15 protein-coding genes, 2 tRNA genes, 1 other RNA gene and 1 pseudogene are annotated in these 13,491 nt (G+C 72.5%); 7 read left to right on the top strand and 12 right to left on the bottom strand.

Annotation, left to right across the window (positions count from 1 at the left end):
- The first annotated feature begins 111 nt into the window (after positions 1-111).
- Positions 112-726: a YgjV family protein gene (locus LVO85_RS11670; protein ID WP_232747647.1), complete on the top strand. Its 615-nt coding sequence runs from the start codon at positions 112-114 to the stop codon at positions 724-726.
- A 9-nt stretch (positions 727-735) separates the two neighbouring features.
- On the opposite strand, the gene LVO85_RS11665 is transcribed toward LVO85_RS11670, so the two are convergent.
- The 4 genes from LVO85_RS11665 to upp form a co-directional block, all read right to left on the bottom strand.
- On the bottom strand, positions 736-1,491 hold the full coding sequence (locus tag LVO85_RS11665) for a PH domain-containing protein (protein WP_232747646.1): 756 nt from the start codon (positions 1,489-1,491) through the stop codon (positions 736-738).
- A 2-nt stretch (positions 1,492-1,493) separates the two neighbouring features.
- Positions 1,494-1,661, bottom strand: a complete 168-nt coding sequence (locus LVO85_RS11660) for a hypothetical protein (protein ID WP_232747645.1) — start codon at positions 1,659-1,661, stop codon at positions 1,494-1,496.
- 112 nt (positions 1,662-1,773) lie between these two features.
- Positions 1,774-2,928 carry an aminotransferase class I/II-fold pyridoxal phosphate-dependent enzyme gene (locus LVO85_RS11655; protein ID WP_232747644.1) on the bottom strand — a complete coding sequence of 385 codons (1,155 nt, stop codon included), beginning with the start codon at positions 2,926-2,928 and terminating at the stop codon, positions 1,774-1,776.
- A 10-nt stretch (positions 2,929-2,938) separates the two neighbouring features.
- Positions 2,939-3,577: a uracil phosphoribosyltransferase gene (gene upp / locus LVO85_RS11650; RefSeq protein ID WP_232747643.1), complete on the bottom strand. Its 639-nt coding sequence runs from the start codon at positions 3,575-3,577 to the stop codon at positions 2,939-2,941.
- 92 nt (positions 3,578-3,669) lie between these two features.
- On the opposite strand from upp, the gene LVO85_RS11645 reads away from it, so the two are divergent.
- Together LVO85_RS11645 and LVO85_RS11640 are read left to right on the top strand one after the other, a co-directional pair.
- Complete coding sequence (locus tag LVO85_RS11645) at positions 3,670-4,107, top strand: nucleoside deaminase (RefSeq protein WP_232747718.1); 438 nt, start codon at positions 3,670-3,672, stop codon at positions 4,105-4,107.
- Between the two features lie 10 nt (positions 4,108-4,117).
- Positions 4,118-4,207, top strand: a tRNA-Ser gene (locus LVO85_RS11640).
- 10 nt (positions 4,208-4,217) lie between these two features.
- Here LVO85_RS11640 and LVO85_RS17260 read toward each other — a convergent pair.
- Positions 4,218-4,397 (bottom strand): annotated as a pseudogene (locus LVO85_RS17260) (IS481 family transposase); the annotation flags it as partial.
- A gap of 82 nt (positions 4,398-4,479) precedes the next feature.
- A complete protein-coding gene (locus tag LVO85_RS11635; RefSeq protein ID WP_232747642.1) occupies positions 4,480-5,265 on the bottom strand; it encodes an endonuclease/exonuclease/phosphatase family protein in 786 nt (261 codons plus the stop codon).
- Between the two features lie 331 nt (positions 5,266-5,596).
- On the opposite strand from LVO85_RS11635, the gene LVO85_RS11630 reads away from it, so the two are divergent.
- Positions 5,597-6,658 carry a prenyltransferase/squalene oxidase repeat-containing protein gene (locus LVO85_RS11630; protein ID WP_232747641.1) on the top strand — a complete coding sequence of 354 codons (1,062 nt, stop codon included), beginning with the start codon at positions 5,597-5,599 and terminating at the stop codon, positions 6,656-6,658.
- A 124-nt stretch (positions 6,659-6,782) separates the two neighbouring features.
- Here LVO85_RS11630 and LVO85_RS11625 read toward each other — a convergent pair whose 3' ends face one another.
- Genes LVO85_RS11625 through LVO85_RS11610 form a run of 4 tightly spaced genes read right to left on the bottom strand, consistent with a single transcriptional unit; the run spans position 6,783 to position 9,069 of the window.
- Positions 6,783-7,253: an SRPBCC family protein gene (locus tag LVO85_RS11625; protein ID WP_232747640.1), complete on the bottom strand. Its 471-nt coding sequence runs from the start codon at positions 7,251-7,253 to the stop codon at positions 6,783-6,785.
- Between the two features lie 44 nt (positions 7,254-7,297).
- Positions 7,298-8,209: a cobalamin-binding protein gene (locus LVO85_RS11620; protein WP_232747639.1), complete on the bottom strand. Its 912-nt coding sequence runs from the start codon at positions 8,207-8,209 to the stop codon at positions 7,298-7,300.
- A gap of 5 nt (positions 8,210-8,214) precedes the next feature.
- The gene (locus LVO85_RS11615) at positions 8,215-8,745 is read right to left on the bottom strand and encodes a LytR C-terminal domain-containing protein (RefSeq protein WP_232747638.1); all 531 of its coding nucleotides are present in this window, start codon (positions 8,743-8,745) and stop codon (positions 8,215-8,217) included.
- A gap of 27 nt (positions 8,746-8,772) precedes the next feature.
- Entirely contained in the window at positions 8,773-9,069 is a 297-nt protein-coding gene (locus LVO85_RS11610) for a type II toxin-antitoxin system VapB family antitoxin (RefSeq protein WP_232747637.1), read from the bottom strand.
- Positions 9,070-9,154: 85 nt separating this feature from the next.
- Between LVO85_RS11610 and LVO85_RS11605 the strand changes: the two genes are divergently transcribed.
- Positions 9,155-10,741 carry a helicase HerA-like domain-containing protein gene (locus LVO85_RS11605; RefSeq protein ID WP_232747717.1) on the top strand — a complete coding sequence of 529 codons (1,587 nt, stop codon included), beginning with the start codon at positions 9,155-9,157 and terminating at the stop codon, positions 10,739-10,741.
- A 66-nt stretch (positions 10,742-10,807) separates the two neighbouring features.
- On the opposite strand, the gene LVO85_RS11600 is transcribed toward LVO85_RS11605, so the two are convergent.
- Positions 10,808-10,897 (bottom strand) — tRNA-Ser (locus LVO85_RS11600).
- A 113-nt stretch (positions 10,898-11,010) separates the two neighbouring features.
- On the opposite strand from LVO85_RS11600, the gene ffs reads away from it, so the two are divergent.
- Positions 11,011-11,107, top strand: an RNA gene (gene ffs, locus LVO85_RS11595) — signal recognition particle sRNA small type.
- A gap of 31 nt (positions 11,108-11,138) precedes the next feature.
- Here the strand turns inward: ffs and LVO85_RS11590 are convergent.
- Positions 11,139-12,185 (bottom strand): zinc-dependent alcohol dehydrogenase family protein, encoded by a 1,047-nt coding sequence (locus LVO85_RS11590; protein WP_232747636.1) that lies wholly within the window; start codon positions 12,183-12,185, stop codon positions 11,139-11,141.
- Between the two features lie 68 nt (positions 12,186-12,253).
- On the opposite strand from LVO85_RS11590, the gene LVO85_RS11585 reads away from it, so the two are divergent.
- Positions 12,254-13,489, top strand: coding sequence for an arginine deiminase (locus LVO85_RS11585; RefSeq protein ID WP_232747635.1), 1,236 nt, complete (start codon positions 12,254-12,256; stop codon positions 13,487-13,489).
- Positions 13,490-13,491: the final 2 nt, after the last annotated feature.

The raw sequence follows: 13,491 nt of genomic DNA, 5'->3' as shown, positions 1-13,491 counted from the left end.
TCGTCTGAAGTGTGCCGGACGAGTCTAGGTGCGGGCGCGAGCGGGCACGGAATCCTGGCACGGCCGGTGACGGTGCACGGGCGACGGCCTGTGCGGCATACCCTGCCCCTCATGGAGCTGATCGAGATCATCGGGTGGACGGGCTCGGCCGTGCTGGTCGTCTCCCTGCTGCAGACCCGCGTGGTGCGCCTGCGCCTCATCAACCTCGTCGGCTGCCTGGTCCTGATCGGCTACAACTGGGTCGTCGGGGTCTGGCCGATGGTGGGGCTCAACGTCGTGCTCGCCCTCATCAACGTCGTCTACCTGTGGCGGATGCTGAGCACCCGGCACGACGAGCGGTCCTACAGCGTCATCGAGGTCGACCCGGACGACCGCTACCTGGCGCACGTCCTGGCGGTCCACCGGGAGGACATCGTCCGGCACAACCCCGGCTTCGTCCACGACCCCGCCGCCGGCCACGCGTCCTTCCTGGTCGTCCGGGGGGACGAGACGGTCGGAGTGGTGCTGGTGCGCGACGCCGGTGACGGGGTGGCCCAGGTCGTGCTCGACTACGTCACGCCCCGCTACCGGGACCTCTCGCCGGGGGAGTTCGTCTACCGCACCTCGGAGGTCTTCACCTCACGGGGCTACCGCAAGGTCCTCACCCCCGCCGGCATGGTCGCGCCCTACTACGCGCGCATCGGCTTCCGTCAGGAGGGCCCGCACTGGGCCCTCGACCTGGTGTGACCGGAGGTCCTACCAGCCCGGCAGGGGACCGGTGATGTCGTCGTCGTCCGCCACCGGCCGCACGCTGCGCCGGCGGGCCGGCACGGGGGTGTAGGCCGCGTCGCCGGCCTGGGAGACCTCCCACCCGGGCCCGTCGTCCGTGCCGGTGTCGGCACCGGTGTCGCGGTGCCGGTCAGGCTGCTTCCCCCCGTCGTGCGGTGGCTCGTCGCGGGCCAGGCTGTCGTCGCTGTCGTAGCGTCCCTTGCCGGGGCCGAAGATGATGTCGCAGATCGAGCGGTAGGTGGTGTCGGGCTCGGGCACCCAGGTGATCTCGCGCAGGGCCTGGTCCTGGCCGGCCGACTCCATGAGGAAGGTGCCGTAGCCCAGGAACCGGCCGAAGATCGACCGGCCGTAGTTCATGTCGGTGACCTTGCCCAGCGGCATCATCGCCACCTTGTGGGTGATCAGGCCGTAGGTCTTGAGCAGCCGCTTGTCGGTGGCGACGAACCACTCGTTGCGCCATTCCAGCAGCTTCCAGCCCATCCGTGCGACCAGGGCGAACCACAGCCACCACAGCCACAGCGCCGGCTCACCGAGGGAGCGCTCCAGGACCGGGCCCACCCAGGCGACGACCAGGAACCCCGCGACAGCCGTGGCCACGGGCTCGGCCAGCTTGGCCCAGTGGTGCCGGGTCGCGACCACGACCTCCTCGCCACGCAGCAGGTAGCGCTCCAGGATGCGGCTGCTGAGCTTGACCCCGGAGACGGTGCTGGTCGACCCGAGCACGGTCAGTCCATCAGCGCCTGGAAGAACTGCCCGATGCTGGAGAAGCCCTGCACGATGATGTCCCACACGGCCTCCACGATGTCGGCCGCCCGGTCCGGGCTGGTGACGACCGCGTAGATGAGGAAGGCGAACAGCAGCCACAGCAGGATCTGCTTGATCTTGGCGGGCATGCGGGGCTCCTGGGTGCGGGCGGGCGTCAGACGTCCCGCACATCATGGCAGCAGGGGTCGCGTCCTTACCGCAGGCACGCCGACGGCGCCAGTCGAGACGACGTCACGCAGGTCAGTGCAGCAGCGGCGAGCCGGCCATCCGGTCCAGCGCCTCGTCGACCTCGGCCGTCGAGCCCGCGAAGCTGAGGCGCATCATCCGCCCGCCGCGCACCGTGTCGAAGTCCACGCCCGGGGTCAGCGCCACCCCGGTCTGCTCCAGCAGCTCGCGGCACCAGGTCACCGAGTCGTCCGTCAGGTGCCCGATGTCGCACCAGGCGTAGAAGGCGCCGTCGGGGGGTGCGTAGGAGCGGATGCCCAGCGCGGGCAGCCGTCGCAGCAGCAGCTCCCGGTTGTCCGCATACCTGCGCACGTGCCCGGCGAGCTCCTCATGGGCGCTCGCCCCGAAGGCCGGCACCGCGGCATACTGCGCGATCGCGGGTGGGCAGATGGTGAGGTTCTGCGCGAGCACCTCGATGGGCCGGCGCAGCCCGTGCGGCACCAGCGCCCAGCCGAGGCGCCATCCGGTCATGGAGAAGTACTTGCTCACCGACCCGACGACGACCCCGGAGCGCGAGGTCTGCCAGGCGCTGGCGGCCTCGCGGCCGTAGGTGAGGCCGTGGTAGATCTCGTCGCTGATGAGCAGGCAGCCGCTCGCCTCGCACCACCGTGCGATGGCGGCAAGCTCGCCGGGGTCGATGACGGTGCCGGTGGGGTTGGCCGGGCTGGCGAGGATGAGACCGGCCGGCGGCTCGGGCAGCTCCTCGAGCATGGCGACGGTCGGCTGGTAGCGGGTCTGCGGTCCGCAGTCGAGCTCGAGCACGCGGCAGCCGAGTGCCGTGAGCGTGTTGCGGTATGCCGGGTAGCCGGGCCTGGTCATCGCCACCGTGTCGCCCACGTCGAAGGCAGCGAGGAAGAGGGTGGAGAAGGCACCGGAGGAGCCCGTGGTCACCACGACGTCGTCGGCGTGGACGTCGACGTCGTACCAGTCACGGTGGTGCGCGGCGACCGCCTCGCGCAGGGCCAGGATGCCGGTCGACTCCGTGTAGCCGAGCACCTCGTCCTCGAGGGCACGCGCCGCAGCGGCACGGACCACCGCCGGGGCGGGGGTCGAGGGCTGCCCGGCACAGAGCATGAGGACGTCACCGTGCGTGCGCTGACGCTCGGCGCCGGCCTTGAGCACCTCCATGACGTGGAAGGGCTCGATGTCCGACCGCTGGGAGGGGGGCACGGGCTGCCTCTCAGACGACGCCGTAGAGACGGTCCCCGGCGTCGCCCAGGCCCGGGACGATGTAGCCCTGCTCGTTGAGCCGCTCGTCGACGGCCCCGGTGACGAGGGTGATCGGCGGCACGATCTCCTGGACCGCCTGGCGGAGCCGCTCGATCCCCTCCGGGGCGGAGAGCAGCGTGATCGCGGTGATGTCGTCGGCGCCCAGGTCGACCAGGTAGTGGATGGCCGCGGCCAGCGTGCCGCCGGTGGCCAGCATCGGGTCGAGCACGTAGCACTGGCGCCGGTCCAGGTCATCGGGCAGCCGGTGGGCGTAGGTCGTCGCCTCGAGCGTCTGCTCGTTGCGCTCCATGCCGAGGAAGCCCACCTGGGCGGTCGGCAGCATGCGCATCATGCCGTCGAGCATCCCGAGGCCGGCGCGCAGGATCGGCACCACCAGCGGCTTGGGGTTGGCCAGGTGGATGCCCGTCGTCGGTGCCACGGGTGTGTCGATGTCGAAGGGAGCGACCCGCACCTCGCGGGTGGCCTCGTAGGCCAGCAGCGTGACCAGCTCGTCGGCCAGCCTGCGGAACGTCGGGGTGTCCGTGCGCCTGTCCCGCAGGTAGGTCAGCTTGTGGGCGATGAGCGGGTGGTCGGCAACGTGGACGCGCATACGGGAAACTTACACACGTGAGCCCTGACCGCACACCGTCGCCGCCCGGCCCCAGCCTGCCCGGCTGGGGGCAGGAACGGTATGCCGGCTGGATGCGTACGGCGCTCGACGTCGCCGCCGGCACCGCGACCGGCGGCGACGTGCCGGTCGGGGCCCTCGTGCTGGACGCCGAGGGCGTCGAGGTCGGCCGGGGGCACAACCTCCGTGAGGAGGACGGCGACCCGACGGGGCACGCCGAGGTGGTGGCCCTGCGGGCGGCGGGGCGGGCCCGGGGCAGCTGGCGGCTCGAGGGCTGCACCCTCGTGGCGACCCTGGAGCCGTGCGCCATGTGTGCCGGTGCCGCGGTGCTGGCACGCGTGGACCGCATCGTGTTCGGCGCCTTCGACCCCAAGGCCGGAGCCTGCGGCTCGGTGTGGGACCTGGCCCGTGACCGCCGCGTGCTGCACCGCCCTGAGGTGGTGGGGGGCGTGCTGGAGACCGAGTGCGCGGAGGCGCTCCTGCGATTTTTCGCGGCGCAGCGCCTCGGGTAGCCTGCTCTGCGGTGGCGTGTCCGAGCGGCCTAAGGAGCACGCCTCGAAAGCGTGTGAGGGCGCAAGTCCTCCGTGGGTTCAAATCCCACCGCCACCGCCATTGTCCTGTCTCAGGACATAGGAAACCCCCGAGCCCCCGGCTCGGGGGTTTCCTGTGGGTTCAGGGGTTGGTAGGTCCTGGTGGGGTCGATGGTGAGCTCGCGGAGGAGCTCGCCGGTGGTGGCGTGGATGACGCGGACGTGGTGGTCCTGGACGAGGAGGAGGACGGGGGTTCGGGCGTGGGCCTCCCCCGAGGTGGGAGTGGACAATGCATAAACGTAACCAGATCGTGATATCGCGCATCTTGAAATGTGCGCACCGCGTCCGAACTGGTTAGATGTCCAGGACCAGGGCCAGGTGGTCGGACAGCGCCAGCCGACGGGTGACCGCGTGCCGCACCTCCGGCGGGGAGCCGTGACCGAGGGCGTGGTCGAGCTGGATGCGGGGTCCGTGGGACGGGTGGGTGCGAGCGCGTGCCAGCACCTCGAAGCCCGAGACCCGGCCCACGACCGAGGGCGGCAGGTTGAGGTCGCCCAGCAGCACCCGCGGCCCGGGCAGCGTGCGCACCCAGCGGGACAGTCGGCGCAGCTGCAGCAGGTTGGGCCCCGGCACGAAGGAGAGGTGCGCCGTCACGACGGTCATCGTGCCGTGCGGGGTGTCCACCACGGCGGCCACGGCCGCCCGAGGCTCGTCGCCCATCCACCACAGCGGTCCGCTGCGGGGGAGCGAGGCCGGCACGCGCACGGGTGCGGGCGCCATACGCAGCGTGTGCCACTGACGCACCGGGTGCCGGGACAGCAGGGCGACGCCGTATGCCGGGTGGTGGTCGGCGGCGTCGTCCGCGCCGTGGGCATGGTGCGCGTCGCCGTGTGCGTGGCGCCAGCGCCACGGAGGTGTGCCGACGAGGGCGGGCGCGTAGCGCCAGTCATGGGCACCGGTGGCCGCCGCCAGGTCCGCGGCCTGGTGCGCATGGTCGGAGCGTGGCTGCCCCAGGTCGACCTCCTGCAGGGCCAGCACGTCGGCATCCAGCGCGGCGGCAGCCGAGGCCAGGGCGTGGTTGTCCACCGGACCGTCGTCGGTGACGAGGCCGTGGTGGGTGTTCCAGGTGGCCAGCCGCACCCTTCCGACGCTACCTGCCCGCAGCGCGGGTGACGTCCCGGCACGTGGCACAGGTCGGCCCCGGGGCTCCGCTACGATGCGCGGACAAGCCTTTCGTCGGGGGAAGACCGGTGCGAACCCGGCGCTGACCCGCAACCGTGAGGTGCCACCGAGAGCGTGCCGTGCAGCGGCGCGCACACCGCGGTGGCGCCGAGCCGGAATGCCCGGGGGAGGTCTTGGCTCGAACCATCCCGTCGTGGTCTGCGGGTCCGAGCCCTGGGTGCGCCGTGCCTCGCTGCCTGCCGTCCCCCGGTCACCGGAACCTTGGACCCTTTCTGCCGAAAGGTCCTTCATGTCTCGCTCCATCCGTCGCCCCGCTCTCGCGCTGGCGCTCCTGCTCACCCTCGGCACCGCGGCCTGTGCCGAGGAGTCCACCACCGACCCGGGCGCCGGCAACGCCACCGCCGAGACGGCGGCCGAGCCCGGCGGGGACACCGCCGACGACACCGGCGACGCCACCGCCGGGTCCGACGACGTCGGCACGACCTCCGCCGCCCCGGCCGGCGCCGAGGAGTCGGCGGCCGCGGCGGCAGGCTTCCTGGCTGGTCAGCTCGAGGAGGGCTCGCACTTCCCCGAGGACGAGGGCAGCCTGACCGTCGACGGCCTCATCGCCCTCGCTGCTGCCGGCGGCCACGACAGCGAGGTGGCGGCCATGGCCGACTGGCTCGCCGAGCAGGCCCCGGCCTACACCGAGGGCAACGGCCCGGCCGCCGGCAGCCTGGCGGTCGCTGTCGCCGCGGCGGGTCAGGACCCCACCGACTTCGGGGGCCTCGACCTCACCGAGATCGTCGTGGAGTCCATCGACGACACCGGGCAGTGCGGCGAGTTCGCCGGCGCCTACACCCAGTCGCTCTGCGTGCTGGGTCTGGTCCGGGCGGAGGCCGAGGTGCCGCAGGCGGCCGTCGACAACCTGGTCGCGCTCCAGGACGCCGAGACCGGCTCCTTCGGGTTCGACAACGAGGGGGAGTACACCCCCGACCTCGACTCCACGGCCCTGGCGGTCTCCGCACTGAGCGGGGTCCTCGACCAGGACGGTGCGGTCGACGCCGTCGTGACCGCTCGCGGCTACCTGCTGAGCGAGCAGGCCGAGGACGGCTCGTGGCAGGGCTTCTCGGCCGTCAACACCACCGGCCTGGCGGCGTCGGCCCTGGCGGCGCTGGGTGAGGACGTGCAGCCTGCGGTGGACTGGCTCACGGGTGTGCAGCTGCCCGACGGCGGCTTCGCGGCCGAGCAGGGCGGGGAGCTCGCCGACGTGCGCGCCACGACGCAGGGCATCCTGCCGCTGACCGGGGAGAGCCTGCTCTCCGTCGGCGTCGGAGGCCTCGACCGGGTCGAGGTGCCCGCCGGCCGCTGAGGCCCTCGGCCCAGCAGTCCCCGTGACCGATGTGCGCTCCGGTGTCGCCTTCGAAACCGACACCGGAGCGCGCATCGGGCACGCGGGGGCACGCGGGTGCCCTCGGGGGCGGGCGTCCCGGGGCTCACACAGGGGTGGCGGCTGCGGCCGCGATGTCATCGAGGTCACGCTCGATCGTCCGGCGGGTCAGCCGCAGACCCAGCGACCCCATCGCCTTGCCGAGGGCCTTGCGCACGCCGGTCGGCGCGTCACCGTTCTCGCCGGAGAACTGCATGGTCAGCTCGGTGGACCGCTCCCCGAGCGGCTTCAGGGTGAACACGGTGCGGTAGTCGGTGCCCCCGGATGAGGCCTCGATCACGGTGCTGCGCAGGGGGTCGTTCTCGGCGACCCACATCTCCTCGGTCGTCTCGACGCCGAGCATCTTGCGCGTCTCCCGCCACCGGGTGCCCACGGCGTACGGGCCGTCGGTGAGGACCCGCACCCCGGTCACGTTGGTCAGCCGCTCCTCGGCATGGTCGAGGTCGGTGAGGACGGCCCACACCTGCTCCACGGGGGCGTGGACAGTGCGGCGGACGGTCAGGCTGTGAGTGCTCACGGGTGCTCCTCGGGCTGGCCTACTGCCTTCGAGTGTAGGCAATGTCACCGGCAGTGCTCGGCCAGGCCCGCGTCGGGCGGCCCCCAGCGACCGGGGTCGACGATCGCGGCCAGGGCCTCGATGCCGTCGACGATGCGCGGCCCCGGGCGGGCGTAGGAGGCGTTGGCGTCGACCGCCCACACCTGCTGCACACCGGGCATCGCGGCCAACGGCCCGTCCAGCAGCTCACGGGTGAGGCGCGCCGAGGTCGCGAGGTCGAACCCGCAGGGCGCGACCACCACGACGTCGGGGGCACTGGCTGCGACGGCGTCCCAGGTCGTGGCGACCGACCTGGCACCGGCCGAGCCCAGCACGTTGAGCCCACCTGCCACCTCGACCATCTCCGGCACCCAGTGCCCGGGGGCGAAGGGCGGGTCGGTCCACTCCAGGACCGCGACCCGGCGCGCCCCCGGCCCCGGGGCGCCGGGCAGTGCCTCCAGGCGGCGGCGCAGGCCCGCCACCAGGTCGAGCGCCGCCGGCTCCCGGCCGCAGGCCCGGCCGATGTCGACGATGCTCTCGAGGACCTGGCCGATCGTGTGCGGGTCGGTGGTCAGCACCTGGGCGGAGCAGCCGAGGTGCTCCAGGGCGTCGCGCACCTCCGAGACGTCGACGGCGCACACGGCGCAGAGGTCCTGCGTGACGACCAGGTCCGCGTCCAGGTCGGCCAGCGCGCCACGGTCGAGGTGGTAGAGGTCCTCGCCGGCCTCGAGACGGGCCCGCACGGCGGCGTCGATCTCGGCGGGTGTGGGGACGTCCTGTCCGTGCGCCGTCGGCAGCGAGCTGGTGGAGACGACCCTGGCGTCGGTGCGGGCCCGGGCCGGCTCGTCGCACTCGAAGGTGACCCCCACCACGTCGGGTCCGGCGCCGACGGCATACAGGATCTCGGTGGCCGAGGGCAGCAGCGAGACGATGCGCACGTCGCTCAGTCCTCGGGCTCTGCGGTCGCCTCGCTGTCGTCGGACGGGAGCTCCGGCAGCTCCTCGAAGGCGTCGCCGAGCACGAGGTCGATCTCTGGGCCCTCGCGCTCGTCGGCCACCAGCTCGGCACCGGGCACCTCCTGCTGCAGCAGCAGCGCCGCCTCCTCGCCGGACTCACCGTGGCGGATGTCGGCGGAGTGCTCGATCGTCTCGTTCTCCGGGTCGTTGTCGACGGAGCCGACCTCGAAGCCGCGGGCGGTCACGGCCTCGGCCGTGCGGCCTGCCAGCCCCGGGACCCCGCTGGCGTTGTAGACGTTGACGACCACGTCCTCGGGCTGCAGGCCCGCGTCGGTCTCGGTCGGCGAGCTCGTCGTCTGCGCGGCCTCCTCGGAGCCCGGCAGCCAGCCCTGGTAGTACGCGCCGGCGTAGGCGAAGACCCCGGCCAGCACCAGGACCATCGCCGTGAGCACGAGAGCCGTGCGGCGGCGTCGCCTCCTCGCGGCGGTGGACATCCCGCCCGTGCGCACGTATCCCATGATGGAACACCGTAACCGGACGGGTCCTCAGTCCAGCGTCAGGACACGCCCGTGCACTGCCGGGCGGCCCTGCAGCGCAGCACGCAGCGCCCGGTGCAGACCGTCCTCCAGGTAGAGGTCGCCCTGCCACTGCACGACGTGGCAGAAGATGTCGCCGTAGAAGGTGGAGTCGGCCGACAGCAGGGCGCGAAGGTCGAGGGCGGAGCGGACGGTGATGAGCTCCTCCAGACGGATCATCCTGGGCGGCAGGTGGGCCCAGTCCTTGGGGTCCTCCAGCCCGTGGTCCGGGTAGGGGCGGCCCTCACCCACGGCCTTGAAGATCACCGCGGCAGTGTATGTCGTCTGGTCCGGGCACGCCCTCGCCCGGGGACCCGCGGCTACAGTCGGACGTGTGAGCGACGACGCCCGGATGTCTCAGATCGAGTCCATCACCACCGGCTACTCGTTCGCGGAGCCGAGCATCGTGCTGGGCGCGGCCGTCGACCCGGGCGCCCCGGTGCCCGAGGCCGTGGTGCGGCTGCCGCTGGGCTCGATGAACAAGCACGGCCTGGTGGCCGGCGCCACGGGCACGGGCAAGACCGTCACCCTCCAGCTCATCGCCGAGCAGCTCTCCGCCGCGGGTGTGCCGGTCTTCCTGGCCGACGTGAAGGGCGACCTCACCGGGCTGGCCACAGCCTCCCCGGGGCACCCCAAGGTCGACGAGCGGATGCAGGCCCTGGGCCAGGAGTGGGGCGCCACCTCCTACCCCGTGGAGCTCCTCACCCTCGGTGCGACCGGCACCGGGGTGCCGGTGCGGGCCACGGTCAGCTCGTTCGGGCCGCTTCTGCTCAGCAAGGTGCTCGACCTGAACGACACCCAGGAGTCGAGCCTGGGCCTGGTCTTCTACTACGCCGACCAGCAGGGCCTGCCGCTGCTCGACCTCAAGGACCTGCAGGCGGTCGTGCAGCACCTGATCTCCGACGAGGGCAGGGCCGAGCTCAAGGCCCTCGGCGGCCTGGCCACCTCCACCGCCCGCGTGATCCTGCGTCAGCTGGTCACGCTCATCGCCCAGGGTGCCGACGAGTTCTTCGGTGAGCCGGAGTTCGACACCGCCGACCTGCTCCGGGTCGACGAGGCCGGCCTCGGGGTCATCACCTGCCTGGAGCTGCCGGGGGTGCGCGACAGACCCGTCCTCTTCTCCACCTTCCTGATGTGGCTGCTCGCCGAGCTCTTCCAGGACCTGCCCGAGGTCGGCGACCCCGACAAGCCCGAGCTGGTCTTCTTCTTCGACGAGGCGCACCTGCTCTTCGACGACGCGTCCAAGGCCTTCCTCGACTCCGTGGAGCAGGCCGTGCGCCTCATCCGCTCCAAGGGCGTCGGTGTCTTCTTCGTGACGCAGACCCCCAGCGACGTGCCCGAGGGTGTGCTCGGGCAGCTCGGCAACCGGGTGCAGCACGCGCTGCGGGCCTTCACGCCCAAGGACGCCACGGCACTCAAGGCCACCGTCTCCACGTTCCCGACGAGCGACTACGAGCTCGGCGAGGTGCTGACCCAGCTCGGCACCGGCGAGGCGGTCGTCACCGTGCTGTCGGAGCGCGGCGCCCCCACCCCGGTGGCCTGGACCAGGCTGCGGGCACCTCAGTCCACCATGGGTCCCTCCGACGAGGCCGTGCTGGCGAGTGCCGTGGCCGCCTCGCCGCTGCACCCGAAGTATGCCGCGGCGCTCGACCGCGAGTCGGCCTACGAGAAGCTCGCCGCCCGGCTGGCCCGCGGCGCGGAGGCGGCCGACGCCCCCGCTTCCGGCGGGGTGGACGCCGAGCTCGAGCAGGCGGCCGAGCAGGGGCGCTGGGCCGGGGAGGAGCCCGCGGCACCCCGGCGCCGGCCCGAGCCGCAGGAGCCGTCGATGGTCGAGAAGGCGCTGGAGTCTCCCGCGGTGAGGTCGATGCTGCGTTCTGCGGGCACCGTCATCGGCCGCGAGATCACACGCAGCCTGTTCGGCACCGGCCGCCGCCGCTGACCCGGGGCGGAGCAGCCGACGACACCACGAAGCCCCCGAGCACTGCTCGGGGGCCTCGTCGTGGTGTGGCGGAGGATGCGGGATTTGAACCCGCGAGGGGTTTCATCCCCAACACGATTTCCAATCGTGCGCACTAGGCCACTATGCGAATCCTCCGCCGGAGAGGCTACCCGAGAGCCGCGTCGCCGCCGAAATCGAGCACCGCCGAGGGCCCGTGTGCCGCCTCCCGGGCCGGTTTCACCCTCACGCGGCCGGTGCGTAGACTGCTCACCGGCCCCCCGCGTGGTGGTACCTCACTGAACTCCCCCAGGGCAGGAATGCAGCAAGGGCAGGTGAGCTCTTCCAGGTACGCGGGGGGTCCTTCCTGCCCTGCGTGCCCACCGGGCCCGCGCCGGGCTCAGGGTCGGAGCATCACCTTGATCGCGCGGCGCTCGTCCATCGCGGCGTAGGCCTCGGCCACGTCGTCCAGCGGCAGGGTCAGGTCGAAGACCGCGCCGGGGTCGATCGCTCCGGCCAGCACGTCGTCGCGCAGCTGCTCCAGGTAGTGCCGCACCGGCGCGACCCCGCCGGCGAGGTTGAGGTTGCTGCCGAACATCTGGCGGATCGGCACCTCCACCCCGTGCGGCACCCCGACGTAGCCGACGGTGCCCCCGGGCCGGAGGCTGTCGAAGGCCTGCTGCATGGACTCCCCGGTGCCGACGCACTCCAGCACCGCGTCGGCGCCGACGCCGCCGGTGAGCTCCTTGACCGCGGCCACTCCCTCCTCGCCGCGCTCGGCGACGACCTCGGCGGCGCCGAACGCGCGGGCCACCGCCTGCCGCGGCGCGTGGCGCGACATCGCGACCACCCGCTCTGCGCCCATCCGGGTGGCGGCGAGCACGCCGCACAGCCCGACAGCTCCGTCGCCCACCACCACCACGGTGTCGCCCGGCTTCACCCGGGCCGACACCGCGGCGTGCCAGCCCGTGCCCATGACGTCGCTGAGCGCCAGCATCGCCGGAAGCAGTGCCTCGTCCGGCGCCTCCGGCGCCGCGACGAGCGTGCCGTCCGCCTGCGGCACCCGCACCCACTCGCCCTGGCCGCCGTCGACCAGGTGGCCGTGCTCGTCGGGGCTGCCCCACCCGCCGCCGTGGGCACAGGCGGTGTGCACGCCGGCCCGGCAGTGCGGGCAGGTGTTGTCGGAGTAGGTGAACGGCGCGACGACGAAGTCACCGGCCCGCAGGGTGCGGACCTCGGAGCCGACCTCCACGACGACGCCGACGAACTCGTGGCCGATCCGGCGTGGCCTGCCCACCGGGCTCACGCCCCGGTAGGGCCACAGGTCCGAGCCGCAGACACAGCTGGCGGTCACGCGCACCAGCGCGTCGGTCGGCAGCACGATCCCGGGGTCGGGCACCTGCTCGATGCGGATGTCGCCGGGCGCGTGCAGGAGGGTCGCCTTCATGGCTGCCATCCTGCCACCGGGCAGTGACAGGATGGGGTCCTCGCTCGGCAGACGAAGGGACAAGGCCAATGACACTGCACGTGGGCTCAGAGGTGGGCCGGCTGCGCCAGGTGATCGTGCACCGGCCCGGTCTGGAGATGGCCCGCCTGACGCCCGACAACAAGGAGCGCTACCTCTTCGACGAGATCCTGTGGGTCGAGCGCGCCCAGGAGGAGCACGACGGCTTCACCCGGGTGATGCAGGAGCGCGGCGTGACCGTGCACCACTTCGAGCAGCTGCTCACCGAGACCCTGGCCGTGCCGGAGGCCCGCCGGCGGGTGCTGGAGGTGTCCCTCGACGAGCGCCATGTCGGTCCGCTCGCGGCGGAGCAGCTGTGGCAGATGTTCGACGACATGAGCGACACGGAGCTGGCGACCTACCTCATCGCCGGCATCACCAAGGGCGAGATCCTCGACCGGATCTCGGGCACCCGCTCCATCAGCATCGCCCAGCTCGCCGAGCACGAGTCGCTGCTCGCGCCGCTGCCCAACCACCTGTTCACCCGCGACACCTCGGCCTGGGTGTACGACGGGGTGGCCGTCAACTCGATGCACAAGAAGGCCCGGCGCCGCGAGACCGTGCACTACGAGGCGATCTACACCTACCACCCGATGTTCGCCGGCTCCGAGGCCCGGTGGTGGTCCGAGGGCCTGGAAGGGGGCCCGGCCACGGCCGAGGGAGGCGACATCCTCGTCCTGGGCAACGGCAGCGTCCTGATCGGCCTCAGCGAGCGCACGACCGCACAGGGGGTCGAACGGCTCGCCCGGCGCATGCTGGGCCGGGGCGAGGTGGAGCGCATCATCGCCGTCGACATGCCCAAGTCGCGCTCGGCGATGCACCTCGACACGGTGATGACCATGCTCGACGAGGAGAGCTTCACCCGCTACAGCCAGCTGCCCGACCTCAAGTCGTGGACGCTCACCGCCGGCGACGAGCAGGACGGCGAGGTCGAGGTCGTCGTCGAGCCGCACGCGCCGGCTCAGATGGAGCAGGTCATCGCCGGCGCCCTCGGGCTCGACAAGCTCAGGGTGCTCGCGGCCGAGCAGGACCCGCGTGCCGCCGCGCGCGAGCAGTGGGACGACGGGTGCAACGTGCTCGCCCTGGAGCCCGGCGTCGTCGTGGCCTACCAGCGCAACACCGTGACGAACGACTACCTGCGGGGGCAGGGCATCGAGGTGCTCGAGATCTCCGGCGGCGAGCTGGGCCGGGGCCGCGGCGGGCCCCGGTGCATGTCCTGCCCGATCGAGCGCGACCCGCTCGGCTGAGC

Source organism: Ornithinimicrobium sediminis (assembly GCF_021272345.1).
GTDB lineage: Bacteria > Actinomycetota > Actinomycetes > Actinomycetales > Dermatophilaceae > Ornithinicoccus > Ornithinicoccus sediminis_B.
This window is presented reverse-complemented; position numbering and strand designations above follow the sequence as displayed.